Genomic DNA, 13,342 nt, shown 5'->3' with positions numbered 1-13,342 from the left:
ACGTGAAGCTGGATTCGATGTACCAGGAAGTCATCCTGGACCACTACAAGCACCCGCACGGGCGCGGTCTGCGTGATGGCGACGCCGAGGTGCACCACGTCAACCCGACGTGCGGCGACGAGATCACGTTGCGCGTGAAGTACGACGGGTCGACGATCGCCGACGTGTCGTACGAGGGCCAGGGCTGCTCCATCAGCCAGGCCAGCGCATCCGTCCTGAACGACCTGCTGGTCGGCAAGGAGCTCGCCGAGGCGCAGAAGGTCCAGGAAGTCTTCCTGGAGCTGATGCAGTCCAAGGGCAAGCTGGAGCCGGACGACGCGATGGAGGAGGTCCTGGAGGACGCCGTCGCGTTCGCCGGGGTCTCGAAGTACCCGGCGCGTGTGAAGTGTGCTCTGCTGAGCTGGATGGCGTGGAAGGACGCGACGGCGCAGGCACTCGGTACCGACGACGTCGCTGAGAGGAAGACCGCATGAGCGAGAACGAGACCCTGACCAAGCCGGCCTCGGAAGAAGAGGTCCGCGAGGCGCTGTACGACGTGGTCGACCCCGAGCTGGGCATCGACGTCGTCAACCTCGGCCTGATCTACGGCATCCACGTCGACGACGCGAACATCGCGACGATCGACATGACGCTCACGTCGGCGGCCTGCCCGCTGACGGACGTCATCGAGGACCAGGCGAAGTCCGCCACCGACGGCATCGTCAACGAGCTCCGGATCAACTGGGTCTGGATGCCGCCGTGGGGCCCGGACAAGATCACGGACGACGGCCGCGAGCAGCTTCGTGCGCTCGGGTTCAACGTCTGAGGTGTGACAGGTAGTTCTGCCGGTTCGGCCCCCTGTGCTGTGTGCGCAGGGGGCCGAACCGCGTTTGCGCTTCCTTACGGGGACGGGGACGGGCTCACGGGCGCGCCCTGCCGGGCGTCCGCCTCGTCCTCGGCGGCGGCCTGCGTGAGCGCCTGCGCGAGCCCCTCCTTGCGGATGCGCTGGTCGATGTAGAGCACGGCGGTCACCAGGGGCAGGAACACGCTGGCGGCCAGCTGCGTGACGAATGTGGCGACCAGGGTGAACACGGCGTACAGGCCGAACTGGGAGCGCAGCTGGTCGAACAGGATCGCTGAGGTGGGGTCGTCCGGGTCCACCACGGGCGGGTCCGGCGCGGCGAACTGCAGGGGGATGCGCACCGCCAGGGACACGACGCCCACGATGAACCCGGCAAGCAGGGAGATGCCGAACGTGCGCCACCAGGCGCCGCGGACCAGGCGCACGGAGCGGCGCAGCGCCTGGAACGGGCCCGCCGTCTCCAGGGACGCGGCGGCCGGGGCGAAGGCGAACAGGACGTAGAGCCAGGCGGCCAGCGGGGTCACGACGAGCAACAGCAGGAAGACCAGGCCGAACGGCGCCGCCGACTGCGTCATGACCGTCACGAAGAACGAGACGAAGAGCAGCATGCACGCGCCGAGCGGCAGCATCAGGATGAAGGCGAGCAGCAGGGTCACGCCCATCACGGACGGCGTCCGCGACCACGCCCTGCGCCAGACCGCCGCGAACGTCGCGGGGCGGCCGAGCACCGCCTCGTGGAGCGTCGCCGCGCACGAGGCCTGGATGAACGAGTTGACCGCCAGTGTGGCGAGCATGCTCATCAGCCACACCGCGCCGAACGCGATCAGGATCGGCCTGCCGTGGTCCCAGGAGAACGTCGCGTCGGTCTCGCTCAGCGCCTGGAAGTGCTCACGTACGGAGAGGTAGGCGAGGGCGGCCGCCGTGGCCATGACCACGGCGAGCAGGCCGTACGCCGCGACCGCGGTGCCGAACAGCGGCTTCGCGTACCGCCGCATCGTGGCGAACGTGCCGCCGAGGACGTGGTCGACGCCCAGCGGGGCGAGGGGCAGGACGCCCGGCTTGGGCGGCGGGGGCGGCGGCGCCCACCCCCATCCGGGCGGCGGCCCGCCGTACGGCCCCTGCGGTCCCCCGTACGGCCCCGGCTGCCCGCCGTACGGCGCCTGTGGTCCCCACCCCGATGTGTCTGACATCGCTCTTGCGCTCCGTAGTTCCGTGCGGTGTCCCGCGTGTGTTCTCTGTGGCCCCCCACAGTGATCGCGTCACCTTAGCCGGTCTGCCCGCCGCTGTTATGTACGCCCGTACGCAACGTTGTGTACACTCGTACGCATGGGATACGGACTGCTGGCCGCGGCCATCGTGGCGGAGGTGGCCGGGACGACGGCCATGAAGTACAGCGAAGGGTTCAGCAGGCTCTGGCCCTCGCTGATCACCGTCGCGGGCTATCTGATCGCCTTCACGCTGCTCGCGCAGACCCTGAAGACGCTGTCCGTCGGCACCGCCTACGCGATCTGGGCGGGGACGGGGACCGCCGCGGTCGCCGCCATCGGGATGCTGTTCATGGGGGAGTCCGCGGGGCTCGTCAAGATCTCGGGGATCGCTCTGGTGATCGCGGGCGTCGTCGTGCTCAACCTCGGAGGTGCACATTGATGGCCCGGCGCTACGACCCCGAGCGGCGCCAGCGGATCATCGACGCCGCGATCCGGGTGGTGGGGGAGAAGGGCATCGGCGGACTCAGCCACCGCTCGGCCGCCGCCGAGGCCGATGTGCCGCTCGGCTCCACCACCTACCACTTCAAGACACTCGACGAGCTGATGGTGGCCGCGCTGCGGCAGGCCAACGAGGGATTCGCCAAGGCGGTCACCGCGAGCGGCGCGTTCGAGGACACGCGGGTCGGCATCGCCGGTGAGCTCGCCTCGCTGCTCGGGGAGTGGCTCGCGGGGGACCGCACGGAGCTGGAGCTGGAGTACGAGCTCTATCTGGCGGCCCTGCGCAAGCCCGCGCTGAAGCCCGTCGCCGCCGAGTGCGGCGAGGGGCTCGCCGAGGTACTGCGGCGGCGCACCGACCCCGTCACCGCGCAGGCGCTGGTCGCGCTCGTGGACGGGATCTGTCTTCAGGTGCTGCTCACGGGCGTGCCGTACGACGAGGCGTACGCGCGCGAGGTGTTCAACCGGCTTGTCCCGGCGGGCGATTGACCGCCGCGGACGGTGGGCCGCCGCCGGAGCGCCGGTACGCGGGTGTTCCTGTCGGCGGCACGGCCCTCTCCACGTCGCGGCCCGGTCACTGAGACCGGTTCGCCCGCGCGGCGCGCCGCCGGTTAGGTTTTCCCCATGACCGACACGAACGCTTCCCGCACCACCGGCGCCGTCGCCGCAGGCCTCGCCACCGTCACCGCCGACGGCACCGTCCTCGACACCTGGTTCCCCGCGCCCGAGCTCGTCGCCGAAGCGGGCCCCGCCGGCACCGAGCGGCTCACCGCCGAGCGCGCCGTGCAGCTCCTCGGCGAGGGCGCGGCCAAGGCGATCGGCCAGGACGCCCGCCGTGGCGTGGAGATCGTCGCCGTACGTACGGTCATCGCGTCCCTCGACGACAAGCCGCTCGACGCGCACGACGTGTACCTGCGTCTGCACCTGCTCAGCCACCGCCTGGTGAAGCCGCACGGCCTGAACCTGGACGGCCAGTTCGGCTTCCTGCCCAACGTCGCCTGGACCTCGCTCGGCCCGGTGGCCGTCGACGACGTCGAGAAGGTCCGGCTCAACGCCCGCGCCGAGGGCCTGCACCTCGCCGTGACGTCCATCGACAAGTTCCCGCGCATGACGGACTACGTCGCACCGAAGGGCGTCCGCATCGCCGACGCCGACCGCGTGCGGCTCGGCGCGCACCTCGCCGAGGGCACGACCGTCATGCACGAGGGCTTCGTGAACTTCAACGCGGGCACGCTCGGCACCTCCATGGTCGAGGGGCGCATCTCCGCCGGTGTCGTCGTCGGCGACGGCTCCGACATCGGTGGCGGCGCCTCCACGATGGGCACCCTCTCCGGCGGCGGCAACGTCCGCATCGTCATCGGCGAGCGCTGCCTGATCGGCGCCGAGGCGGGCGTCGGCATCGCGCTCGGTGACGAGTGCGTCGTCGAGGCCGGGCTCTACGTCACCGCCGGGACCCGGGTGACCATGCCCGACGGGCAGATCGTCAAGGCCCGCGAGCTCTCCGGCGCCTCGAACATCCTCTTCCGCCGCAACTCGGTCTCCGGCGCCGTCGAGGCCCGCCCGAACAACGCGGTGTGGGGCGGCCTGAACGACGTGCTGCACAGCAACAACTGAGCACCTCCGCTTGTCGAGAGCGCCCTCCGGTCACCCGGAGGGCGCTCTTTCGCGTGGTGCGGACGGGCCCGGCGGCTCCCCTGAGGCCGCCGTGCCTGCGTAAGCTGCCCTGCCATGCGCGCGTATGTCGCGCCGGAGAGCCGGAGAGAAGGAGAGCGACATGCAGCGAGCGGGTGTCCGGGCCCTGGCCCTCAGTGGAACGGTGGTGCTCGCGCTGGTGGCCGGGTGCGGTCAGAGCGCGGGCGTCGGCAGCGGGGCGGCGCAGGGGGCGAGCCGGATCTCGACCGGCGATCACAGCCATCCGCTGGAGAAGAGCGACATTCCCTGGAGCGGGAGCCCGAGCCCGTTCAACGCCCAGGTCAAGCTCACCGACGGGCGTCGCGTGGCGATGCACTACATGAAGGGCAAGGGGCTCCTCGTGCAGGACTACAGCCCCAAGGCCAAGGGCTGGTCCAAGTCGGCACTCGTCTACAAGACGAAGACCGACGCCTGCCAGGGGATCACGCTCAAGGCCAAGGACGGCACCGTCGCGGCCTTCGGGGACTTCGGCGTGTACTGCGCCGACGGCGAGCCGCCGACCGAGTCGGTCGCCGCGGTCGCCACGGGCCCGCTGACGAAGTGGGACAAGCACCTCACGAAGGACTTCGACGGCTGGGAGAAGATCGCCGTCGCCGCCGGGGGCAAGAAGGTCACGTTCAGCCGGGGCGGCGACACGCTCCTGTGGACCAAGGCCGGGGGCTTCCCCGCCGCGGGCTGACATCCCCTGCCCCGAGGAGGGCCTGCCGCCCGACGGCAAGCTCACCCCTGTCCGCCGCCCGCTGACACCAGGTCCGCCTGCCGCAGCGCTTCGTACGCAGTCAGCAGCCCGTCGGTCGCCTCGCGGCCGGCGGGCCGCAGCGGTGCGCGGACGGGGCCGCCGGGCAGACCGAGCGAGCGAAGCAGCGCCTTGGAGGTGACCGTGCCCGGAAGACCCGAGCCCATCATCAACTCGATGAGTTCCATGGCCTGTTGCTGACCGCGCCGGGCTCCGTCCGTGTCGCCCGCGTCGAACGCGTCGATGATCGCGCGGAGTTGGCGGGGCACCGCATTGGCCACCGTGCTGATGTAGCCGACGCCGCCCACCGCGTACAGCGCCAGGATGAGCTCGTCGCAGCCCGTGTAGTACGCCAAGTCCGTGCGGGACATGACCTTCTGGGTGCCCATCAGGTCGTAGGCGCAGTCCTTCACGGCGACGATCCGCGGATGCTCCGCGAGTCGCAGCATCGTCTCCGGCTCGATGCGGGTGCCGGTGCGCCCCGGGATGTCGTAGAGCGCGAGCGGAAGACCGGACGCGTCGGCGACCTCCAGGAAGTGCGCCTCGACGGCGTCCTGCGGCGGCTTGCTGTAGTAGGGCGTGACCACCAACAGGCCGTCCGCGCCCGCCTTTTCGGCCTGAAGTGCCATCTCGACGGTGTGCCGCGTGGCGAAGCTTCCGACGCCCGCGACGACCGTGGCCCGGTCGCCGACCGCCTCGGCGACGGCGCGCACGAGCGCGGCCTTCTCGCTGTCGGACGTGGTGGGCGACTCACCGGTGGTGCCGGAGAGCACGAGCCCGTCGCAGCCGTCGGCCACCAGTCGCTCGGCGAGCAGCTGGGCGCCGTCGAGGTCGAGCAGACCGTCGTCCGTGAAGGGCGTGACCATCGCGCAGAGGGCGCGGCCGAAGGGGGGATGCGTCGATGAGGGAGGGGTCATGGAGGCAGTGTCGGCACATCGACGCTGAAGCTCCACTTAATTCTGCTACGAGATGTTCGACAGGAATGCTACGAGGTGGCCGCCGAAGGGCCTATCAGGGGGAGGCGGTGGTCCCCTTGCGCCGACTCCCGTCCCGGCACCGGCGGAGCACCCGCAGATGTACGCCCATCCGGCATATGCCGTGACAGATTGTGGCGACATCCGATCTTGATCTGTCATTTCGCGGCACCTCCGGCCCACACCACCAGCCAAGGGGGAGATCCCGCTAACCTCCCGCTCACAGAACGTGAGGGGGTGGGCGCAATTGCGGCTCGGCGAAAAGCCCTTGGGGTGTGGTGGGCCCCGGAGATGTGGGTGGTCCTCACCAGCGGAGCCCTGACAGCCCACGGCGCCGTCACGGAGTGGCGGCTGACGGGCGGCGTCTCCCCGGCCGCTGTCGTCCTCAACTGCTTCCTGCTGGTCGTCGGCGGTGGTGCGGCCGTCTACGGTGCGCGCTGCCGCGTCGGGCGGGAAGCCGAGCTGATCCATGTCGCACAGTGCTCGCGGGACGCGGTGCTGCGTCCCCTGGGGGCGGAGGTCGACGGGGTCGGCTTCTCCTCGCTGTACCGCGCCGTCTCGGGAATCGGCCTCGGCGGTGATCTGTACGACCTGGCCCCATCGCCGTACGGGCCGCGGGTGTTGATCGGGGACGTGCGGGGCCACGGGCCGAAGGCCGCCGCGCTGTGCGCGGCCACGGTCGGAGCGTTCCGTGAGGGCGCCTGCACCACGCCCGCCCTTGTGGACCTGGCCGCCCACCTCGACGCCCGGATCAGCGGCGATCTCGGCCCGGAGGACTTCGTCACCGTCTTGCTCGGCGAGTTCGCACCGGGCGAGGTGAGGCTGGTGAACTGCGGGCATCCGGCCCCGCTGCGCATCGGCCTGCGAGCCGAGCCGCTGACACCGGGCCGGCCGTCGGCCCCGCTGGGGCTCGATCCGCTTCCCCAGCTGCAACGGGCCCGGCTGGGCGTCGGCGAACGGCTGCTGCTCTACACCGACGGTCTGAGCGAGGCACGCGACGCGAGAGGGACGATGTTGCCCCTGGACGACCGGGTCAGGGAGGCCGCGTGCCAGCCCCTGCTGCGGGAGTGCCTCGACGCCCTGCTCTCCCTGGCGACCGCCCACGCCGGAGGCGCGCTCCAGGACGACCTGGCCCTGATCATGTGTGAGCCCCGCTGCGCGACGCCCACGGGCGATGCGGGCAGGACCCACGATTCCCCCGTCACCCATGAGCAGCTCATGACTCCGCAAACAGGGAGGCGCATCGATGGAGCCGACTGAGCAACGGCCGGGAAACCTGCCGGCGGAGACCACCAGCATGGTCGGCCGCAGCGTCGAGCTGGAGCAGCTGGAACGCCTGTGCCGCCGGTCCCGGCTGGTCACGCTGACCGGTGTGGGCGGCGTGGGCAAGAGCAGACTCGCCCGACGGACGGCCGCCGGACTGTGGCCCCGGTTCAGGGACGGTGTGTGGTGGGTGGAACTGACCGGGCTGAGGGAGGGCGCACTCCTCGCCTACTCGATCGCGGAAGCCCTGCCCCTGGCCGATCAGTCCACCCGGCCCATGCTCGACGTGGTGGCCGACTACCTGGCCGAGCGGGAACTGCTGCTGGTGCTCGACACCTGCGAGCACCTGGCCGAGACGTGCGCGATGGCCGTCGAGGCCCTGCTGCGTGCCGCGCCGGGGCTGCGGATCCTGGCCACCAGCCGCCGCCGCCTCGGGCTCGTGGTGGAGGAGGTCTTCACCCTGGAGCCGTTGCCGGTGCCCCGGGGCCGGGAGGACATGGACGCGTCGGAGGCCGTGACGCTGCTGGTCGAACGGGCCGCAGAGACGGTGCCAGGCTTCACCGTGTCCGCCGCCGACAGGGCTGATGTCGTACACCTTTCCCAGCTCCTCGAAGGGCTGCCTCTGGCCATCGAACTCGCCGCGGCCCGGCTGGGCGAGATCCCCGTCGGCGAACTGGTCGAGCGGCTGCCGGACCGCTTCGGAGTCCTGCACGACGCCGACGAGACGCCGGACGCCGGGCCGTCCCCGGCCTCCCGGTCGCGACCGGGCAGGGAGACGCCCCCCTGGCATCGGGCGCTGCGCACCACGATCGGCTGGAGCCACGAGCTGTGCACACCGGCCGAGCGGCTGCTGTGGGCACGGCTTTCGGTCTTCGCCGGGTCCTTCGACACCGAGGCGGCCGTCGCGGTCTGCGCCGACGAGCACCTGCCCGGTCACGACATCCCCCGGCTGCTCGGCGTGCTCGTGGACAACTCCGTCGCCAACTGGCTGCCGAGCCCCGAGGGTCCGGAGCGGTTCCGGATGCTGGACACGCTTCGGGAGTACGGCGCCCACTGGCTGCGCGAACTGGGCGAGGAGGACCGCCTGCGCCACCGGCACCTGGACTACTACCGCGCGTTCGCCCACCGGGCGGACTCCGGGTGGCTCGGCCCGGAGCAGCTCACCTGGTACGCGCGTACGGCATCGGAACACGCCAACCTGCGCGCCGCCCTGGACCTCAGCCTGCTGCGGCCCGAGGGGCACGCCGCCCTGGAGCTGGCCGGGAACCTCTGGTTCTTCTGGCACGCCTGCGGGTTCCCGAGGGAGGGCGAGTACTACCTGGCACAGGCCATCGCCGCCGACCCCGAACCGTGTCCGGAGCGCGCCAAGGCCCTGTGGGCCGAGGGCATGGTGCTCGTCACCCTGGGAGAGCCGGCGGCGGCAGGTGCACGAGCCCCTGAAATCGCGGCGACGGCCGCCGGGTTCGGCTGCGCGGCGACGGCCGACCGCGCGGACACCCTGGCCTCGATCGCGGCAGTGATGCTCGGCGACCACGCACGCGCCGCAACCCTGTCCCAGGCGGTACTGGACCGGCACCGGTGCTCCCCACTGGCCCAACCCGCACACTCGGCGGGCTTCGTGCGCAGCCTGGTGTACATCGGCGAGGGCCGCATCGACGAGGCCGTCGCCGTGATGGAGCACGTACGTGCCGACTGCGACCGGCACGGTGAGCAGTGGTCGCGTGCCTTCGCCGACTACATGTGCGCACGCGCCGAGCTGGCCCGCGGCCGGGTTCAGGCCGCGTTCGAACACGGCAGGGCCTCGTGGGTCGCCAAGCGGCGCCTCGACGACTCGCTCGGGATGGCCATCGCCCTGGACGTCCTCGGCGCGGCCGCGGCCGCGGCCGGTGACGCCCGGCAGACCGCCCATCTGCTCGGCCTCGCCCAGCAGTTGTGGGACACCCTCGGCGCACCGCAGATCGGCGTCGCCGAATGGATCGCCACCCGGCGGACCTGCGAGGAGCAGGCTCGCCTTGCTCTGGGTGACGACGTCTACACCACCGTCTTCCAGGAGGGCTACCGCACGCGTCAGGACGCCCCCGACCCACTGGTCCCCGGGTCCGGCGCCACACTCCCTAGTGCCAACTCGCCCCCGTATGGGCCACCATGGGCCGGACGGTAGTCGACGGACGGCCGCAGGGCCGCCGGCCACAGGAGGCGTCATGAGGCTGGGCAAAGCACTCGCCACCGGGATCGCCGAGGAAGCCCCGCGGGAGCAGCCGCGGCAGGAAGTGCTTGAGCACGCGGATCCGGAACCCGAACAGAGCGCTGTGGCCGAGGAGTTGGCGGCCGAGGCGCCGGCGGCACGATGAGGCTGCGGCTCCCCGAGGAACGTCCGAAGGAGCCGCCGACCGGATACAAGATCGCCCGCCTGGCGCTGTCCCACGACGGCGCCAGGGCCGGGTTCACCGGCATCTCCCTGGGCGCGGCCCTGCCCTACGGCACGCTCGACGTGGCCCACTGCGTCTACGGCCGACGGCACGCGGCCCCGCACCGCCGCTGCGACTGCGGCTTCCACTGCGTCCACGAGCGCGCCGCGGCTCAGGCGCTCCTGTGCACCGGCGGGCACCGCGGGGCGGCACTCCTGGAGGTGACGGTGCTCGGCGCGTACATCCGCTTCGAGCGCGGTTTCCGCTACGCGCGGCAGCGGGTGCGCACGGTGACCGTGCGGCCGTGCGGCTGCGGCGCGCGGGCATCGGTCCTTGCGGACGCGGGGTGGGGCAGGCCCGGGTGGCGGGTGGTCGAAGGAGCGTGCCGCGCCTGCGCGGGCAGGCGTGCGGCGCTGCGGCTCGCGGAGTTCGCCCGCCTCGCCGGTGAGGGCCTCACGGTCACCGCGGCGCGCCCCGATTCCGTGCCGGGGACGCCTTCCGAGGCCATGGGGGTGCCCGAGCTGATCGCGGAGGCGGCGCTGCTCCAGGCCCGGCTCGACCTGTTCCAGGGCGAGTTGGCACGCCTCTCGGGAGAGGGTGCGGGGGAGGAGAAGGGCTAGTCGCGCGCCGTCTGGCATGATCGGCGGCGGGGCGCGACAGGCCGACATGACAAGGGCATGAGGCTTGATGAACAAGAGCGACAACCGAACAGAGACAGAAGAAAAGCGCGTGGCCCTGGTGACGGGTTCGTCGTCGGGCATCGGCGCGGAGGTGGCCAGACGCCTCGCCGCGGCCGGAATCCGGGTGGTGGTCAACTCCGCCCGCTCGGTCGGGGCGGGCGAGAAACTGGCCGCCGAACTCCCCGACGCCGTCTACGTACAGGCGAACGTCGCCGACGAGGCCGACGCCAAGCGCCTGGTGCAGTCGGCCGTCGACGCGTACGGACGCCTGGACATCCTGGTCAACTGCGCGGGAGCCACACGCTTCATCGCCCATGACGACTTCGAGTCCGCGAACCCCCGGGTCTGGCGCGAGCTGTACGACATCAACGTCATCGGCGTATGGCAGACGATCACGGCCGCCGTCCCGCACCTCAGGGCGAGCGGCACCGGCAGCGTCGTCACGATCTCCTCCCAGGCGGGAGTGCGCCCCGGCGGTAGCTCGATCCCGTACTCGGTCAGCAAGGCCGCCGTGAACCACATGACGAAGCTGCTCGCCAAGACGCTCGGCCCGGACGTACGGGTCAACGCGGTCGCGCCCGGCATGATCGACACCCCGTGGTTCGACGGCGTGGAGGGCATCGAGTCCGCGATGGAGGAGACAGCGGCGCGGCTCCCGCTGCGTCGCGTGGGCAGGCCGCAGGACATCGCGGACGCGGTCTTCGACCTGGTGAGCGCCTCGTACATCACCGGTGAGGTCCTCTTGGTGGACGGCGGCGGCCACCTCCTCTGAGGCCACTTCCCCAAGGGGCCGGCGCGCAGCCACGCGGGCACGGCGTCGACGGCGGCCGACGCCGGGTCCACGCCCGGTCACCACCGCGTTGACGTGCCCTGACTCCAGGGGGAGGCTCTGGCCATGACGACACATTCGTACGCTCGCTATGTCGCGATAGGTGACAGCCAGACGGAGGGTGTCGGCGACGGCGACGAGACCCACGGCTACCGCGGCTGGGCCGATCGGCTGGCCGAGATCCTGGCCGAGGGGAACCCGGAGTTCGGCTACGCGAACCTCGCGGTACGGGGCAGGCTGACGGCGGGCATCAAGGCGGAGCAACTGGGCCCTGCCCTGGCGCTGCGCCCGGACCTGGTCACGGTCATGGCGGGCATGAACGACCTGGTGCGCCCCGGCTTCGACGCGGCGCAGGTGGCCCGCGACATCGAGGACATGTTCACCGAGCTGACCGCGGCGGGCGCGCGCGTGGCCACGGTGACGTTCCCTGACCTCGGGCGGATCTCGCCGCTCGCGCGCAGGGCGCTGCCCCGCGTCCTCGACCTGAACGCCCGCATCCGCGCGGCGGCGGACCGCCACGGAGTCGTCGTCCTGGACACGTTCCCGCACCGGGTCACCACGGACCCCCGGCTGTGGAGCGTCGACCGCCTGCACGCGAGCCCGCTGGGCCACGCCCGGATCGCCGCAGGGATGGCGGACGCGCTGGGGATCCCCGGCCACGAGGACTGGGTACGGCCGCTGCTGCCACCGCCGCCTCCGGTGTCCGTGCTGCGGACGGCGGTGGCGGAGACGGCGTGGTTCGCGGGGTTCCTGGGGCCGTGGCTGTGGCGACGGGTCAGGGGGCGCTCCTCGGGCGACGGCCGCGAGGCGAAGCGGCCGGATCTCGGCCCGGTGGCCTCGCCCGAACGGGCTTGACGTCAACCAAACTTGAGGTCGCAGTGTGTACGTGACGGACGCGGCGCCACCCGCGTACCGCGTACCGACGTACCGGCGCACACACTGAAGGAGCAGCAGCCCATGACGAAGACACGCACGGACACCACGACTCTCCCCGACCCGGCCCGCGCGGAGGGCGGACTCGTCTTCCTCAGCACGTGGAGCACCGGTACGGCGGAGCGGCAGCGGGCGACGGCCGAGGCCATCGCCGAGGCCTGGGGGAGCCGTCCGTGGCCGCACGAGGGCCTGCTCTCGTACGCCGTGTACGCCGGTGCGGACGGCTCGACGGTGGCGCATCGCTCGCACTGGCGTGACGACGAGGCGTACCAGGACTTCTTCGCCCATGGCAGGGACGAGCGGAACGCCGAGATCGACAAGGCCGTGCCGGGCATCGAACGGCTCGGGCTGCACAAGACGCGGCTGCGGGGAGGGGTGGCGCGGGCGGCGGGTGACGTGCGGGTGGCGGGGGCGGTCGTGATCACTGAGGGGGAGGGTGGGCTGCCGGGGGCGGCGCCGGGCCTGATTTCCGTCCACTTCCATGAGACGACGGAGGGCGGGCGGGTGCTCCGCTACGAGGAGTGGGAGAGCGGGGAGGGCCTGCCCGAGGAGGACAGCTACCGCTTGGCGTACGTCTTCGAGCCGGGGCGCTGAGACTGGGCCGCGGAGCGCTCGTTGCCGGTGGCCTCAGCCCCCGCGCTCCTCGTCGTCCCCCACGGCAACAGCCCCCTGGACGAGAACAATCGCCGGTGGGACGGTGGAGTCCCCGACAGCACCAGCCCCCGAACAAGCCTTCCCCACCCACCCACCCGATCCCCGCATCCACCCCCACACGAACAAGCTCTCCCGCCCACCCATTGGGGGGACGGACGGGGTTGGTGAGCGCCGGGACAGGTGGGTGAGCAGCGGGAGGGGGTGGGTGGGGGAGTGGAGCAGTGGGGGGTGCCTACGGCAGTGGGGCGGCTGGGCGATCCGTACGAGCGGGGCACGAACACCCGCTGCGGCTGCCACGCACCCGGGGTGTGCCGCTCCGGTGGGGCCCTGCCCTCGGGATGTGGCGACTCTGCAGCAGTCGGCAGTGCACCCGAGGGGGCGTGCCGGTATGTCCGCCCGGAGCACGGTTCGTGGGACTCCGGCGGCGAAGTGGCCCTGCGGTCACTGGACGATGGCGAGGACGGACATACCGGCGCGGCCCCGCACCCATGGACGGACCGGTACCGCAGCTCGCATGCATCTGCAGTCGGCAGTGCACCCGAGGGGACGTGCCGGTATGTCCGCCCGGAGCGCGGTTCGCGGGACTCCGGCGGCGAAGTGGCCCTGCGGTCACTGGACGGTGGCGAGGA

At 71.8% G+C, this 13,342-nt stretch carries 15 protein-coding genes; 13 read left to right on the top strand and 2 right to left on the bottom strand.

The window, feature by feature from the left end:
- Positions 1 to 2: 2 nt before the first annotated feature.
- On the top strand, positions 3 to 473 hold the full coding sequence (sufU, locus tag ABZ833_RS12545) for a Fe-S cluster assembly sulfur transfer protein SufU (protein ID WP_160504341.1): 471 nt from the start codon (positions 3 to 5) through the stop codon (positions 471 to 473).
- Complete coding sequence (locus ABZ833_RS12540; RefSeq protein ID WP_160504340.1) at positions 470 to 805, top strand: metal-sulfur cluster assembly factor; 336 nt, start codon at positions 470 to 472, stop codon at positions 803 to 805. Before sufU ends, ABZ833_RS12540 begins: the two co-directional genes overlap by 4 nt.
- A 74-nt stretch (positions 806 to 879) precedes the next feature.
- On the opposite strand, the gene ABZ833_RS12535 is transcribed toward ABZ833_RS12540, so the two are convergent.
- Positions 880 to 2,031, bottom strand: coding sequence for a hypothetical protein (locus tag ABZ833_RS12535; RefSeq protein WP_361044945.1), 1,152 nt, complete (start codon positions 2,029 to 2,031; stop codon positions 880 to 882).
- Between the two features lie 118 nt (positions 2,032 to 2,149).
- Between ABZ833_RS12535 and ABZ833_RS12530 the strand changes: the two genes are divergently transcribed.
- The 4 genes from ABZ833_RS12530 (at position 2,150) to ABZ833_RS12515 (ending at position 4,915) form a co-directional block, all read left to right on the top strand.
- Positions 2,150 to 2,488, top strand: a complete 339-nt coding sequence (locus ABZ833_RS12530; RefSeq protein WP_361044942.1) for a multidrug efflux SMR transporter — start codon at positions 2,150 to 2,152, stop codon at positions 2,486 to 2,488.
- Positions 2,488 to 3,033, top strand: coding sequence for a TetR family transcriptional regulator (locus ABZ833_RS12525; protein ID WP_249590635.1), 546 nt, complete (start codon positions 2,488 to 2,490; stop codon positions 3,031 to 3,033). The genes ABZ833_RS12530 and ABZ833_RS12525 overlap by 1 nt, the downstream gene beginning before the upstream one ends.
- Positions 3,034 to 3,168: 135 nt before the next feature.
- On the top strand, positions 3,169 to 4,158 hold the full coding sequence (gene dapD / locus ABZ833_RS12520) for a 2,3,4,5-tetrahydropyridine-2,6-dicarboxylate N-succinyltransferase (RefSeq protein ID WP_361044938.1): 990 nt from the start codon (positions 3,169 to 3,171) through the stop codon (positions 4,156 to 4,158).
- A gap of 160 nt (positions 4,159 to 4,318) precedes the next feature.
- Positions 4,319 to 4,915, top strand: coding sequence for a hypothetical protein (locus ABZ833_RS12515; protein ID WP_361044935.1), 597 nt, complete (start codon positions 4,319 to 4,321; stop codon positions 4,913 to 4,915).
- A 41-nt stretch (positions 4,916 to 4,956) separates the two neighbouring features.
- Here the strand turns inward: ABZ833_RS12515 and dapA are convergent, their stop codons facing one another.
- On the bottom strand, positions 4,957 to 5,889 hold the full coding sequence (dapA, locus tag ABZ833_RS12510) for a 4-hydroxy-tetrahydrodipicolinate synthase (protein ID WP_361044932.1): 933 nt from the start codon (positions 5,887 to 5,889) through the stop codon (positions 4,957 to 4,959).
- Positions 5,890 to 6,243: 354 nt separating this feature from the next.
- Between dapA and ABZ833_RS12505 the strand changes: the two genes are divergently transcribed.
- The 7 genes from ABZ833_RS12505 to ABZ833_RS12475 all read left to right on the top strand — a co-directional run bounded on the left by ABZ833_RS12505 (position 6,244) and on the right by ABZ833_RS12475 (position 12,653).
- Complete coding sequence (locus ABZ833_RS12505; RefSeq protein ID WP_361044929.1) at positions 6,244 to 7,206, top strand: PP2C family protein-serine/threonine phosphatase; 963 nt, start codon at positions 6,244 to 6,246, stop codon at positions 7,204 to 7,206.
- Positions 7,193 to 9,370, top strand: a complete 2,178-nt coding sequence (locus ABZ833_RS12500) for a hypothetical protein (RefSeq protein WP_361044926.1) — start codon at positions 7,193 to 7,195, stop codon at positions 9,368 to 9,370. Before ABZ833_RS12505 ends, ABZ833_RS12500 begins: the two co-directional genes overlap by 14 nt.
- Before the next feature lie 40 nt (positions 9,371 to 9,410).
- On the top strand, positions 9,411 to 9,560 hold the full coding sequence (locus ABZ833_RS12495) for a hypothetical protein (protein WP_361044923.1): 150 nt from the start codon (positions 9,411 to 9,413) through the stop codon (positions 9,558 to 9,560).
- Entirely contained in the window at positions 9,557 to 10,237 is a 681-nt protein-coding gene (locus ABZ833_RS12490; protein ID WP_361044920.1) for a hypothetical protein, read from the top strand. Before ABZ833_RS12495 ends, ABZ833_RS12490 begins: the two co-directional genes overlap by 4 nt.
- A gap of 67 nt (positions 10,238 to 10,304) precedes the next feature.
- A complete protein-coding gene (locus tag ABZ833_RS12485) occupies positions 10,305 to 11,069 on the top strand; it encodes a glucose 1-dehydrogenase (RefSeq protein ID WP_361044917.1) in 765 nt (254 codons plus the stop codon).
- 123 nt (positions 11,070 to 11,192) lie between these two features.
- The gene (locus tag ABZ833_RS12480) at positions 11,193 to 11,981 is read left to right on the top strand and encodes an SGNH/GDSL hydrolase family protein (protein ID WP_361044914.1); all 789 of its coding nucleotides are present in this window, start codon (positions 11,193 to 11,195) and stop codon (positions 11,979 to 11,981) included.
- A 102-nt stretch (positions 11,982 to 12,083) separates the two neighbouring features.
- On the top strand, positions 12,084 to 12,653 hold the full coding sequence (locus ABZ833_RS12475) for an antibiotic biosynthesis monooxygenase (RefSeq protein WP_361044911.1): 570 nt from the start codon (positions 12,084 to 12,086) through the stop codon (positions 12,651 to 12,653).
- Positions 12,654 to 13,342: the final 689 nt, after the last annotated feature.

It is taken from the genome of Streptomyces sp. NPDC047525, assembly GCF_040643025.1.
In the GTDB taxonomy this organism is placed as follows: domain Bacteria; phylum Actinomycetota; class Actinomycetes; order Streptomycetales; family Streptomycetaceae; genus Streptomyces; species Streptomyces durmitorensis.
The sequence above is the reverse complement of the archived record's forward strand: the minus strand, read 5'-3'. Positions and strand labels throughout refer to the sequence as shown.

What these genes read in the sequence shown, in the direction of transcription:
- ABZ833_RS12490 (WP_361044920.1), top strand. Translation starts at nt 9,557, where the DNA reads ATGAGGCTGCGGCTCCCCGAGGAACGTCCGAAGGAGCCGCCGACCGGA.
- ABZ833_RS12500 (WP_361044926.1), top strand. Translation starts at nt 7,193, where the DNA reads ATGGAGCCGACTGAGCAACGGCCGGGAAACCTGCCGGCGGAGACCACC.
- ABZ833_RS12475 (WP_361044911.1), top strand. Translation starts at nt 12,084, where the DNA reads ATGACGAAGACACGCACGGACACCACGACTCTCCCCGACCCGGCCCGC.
- ABZ833_RS12480 (WP_361044914.1), top strand. Translation starts at nt 11,193, where the DNA reads ATGACGACACATTCGTACGCTCGCTATGTCGCGATAGGTGACAGCCAG.
- dapA (WP_361044932.1), bottom strand. Translation starts at nt 5,889, where the DNA reads ATGACCCCTCCCTCATCGACGCATCCCCCCTTCGGCCGCGCCCTCTGC.
- ABZ833_RS12515 (WP_361044935.1), top strand. Translation starts at nt 4,319, where the DNA reads ATGCAGCGAGCGGGTGTCCGGGCCCTGGCCCTCAGTGGAACGGTGGTG.
- ABZ833_RS12525 (WP_249590635.1), top strand. Translation starts at nt 2,488, where the DNA reads ATGGCCCGGCGCTACGACCCCGAGCGGCGCCAGCGGATCATCGACGCC.
- ABZ833_RS12495 (WP_361044923.1), top strand. Translation starts at nt 9,411, where the DNA reads ATGAGGCTGGGCAAAGCACTCGCCACCGGGATCGCCGAGGAAGCCCCG.
- ABZ833_RS12540 (WP_160504340.1), top strand. Translation starts at nt 470, where the DNA reads ATGAGCGAGAACGAGACCCTGACCAAGCCGGCCTCGGAAGAAGAGGTC.
- ABZ833_RS12535 (WP_361044945.1), bottom strand. Translation starts at nt 2,031, where the DNA reads ATGTCAGACACATCGGGGTGGGGACCACAGGCGCCGTACGGCGGGCAG.
- ABZ833_RS12485 (WP_361044917.1), top strand. Translation starts at nt 10,305, where the DNA reads ATGAACAAGAGCGACAACCGAACAGAGACAGAAGAAAAGCGCGTGGCC.
- dapD (WP_361044938.1), top strand. Translation starts at nt 3,169, where the DNA reads ATGACCGACACGAACGCTTCCCGCACCACCGGCGCCGTCGCCGCAGGC.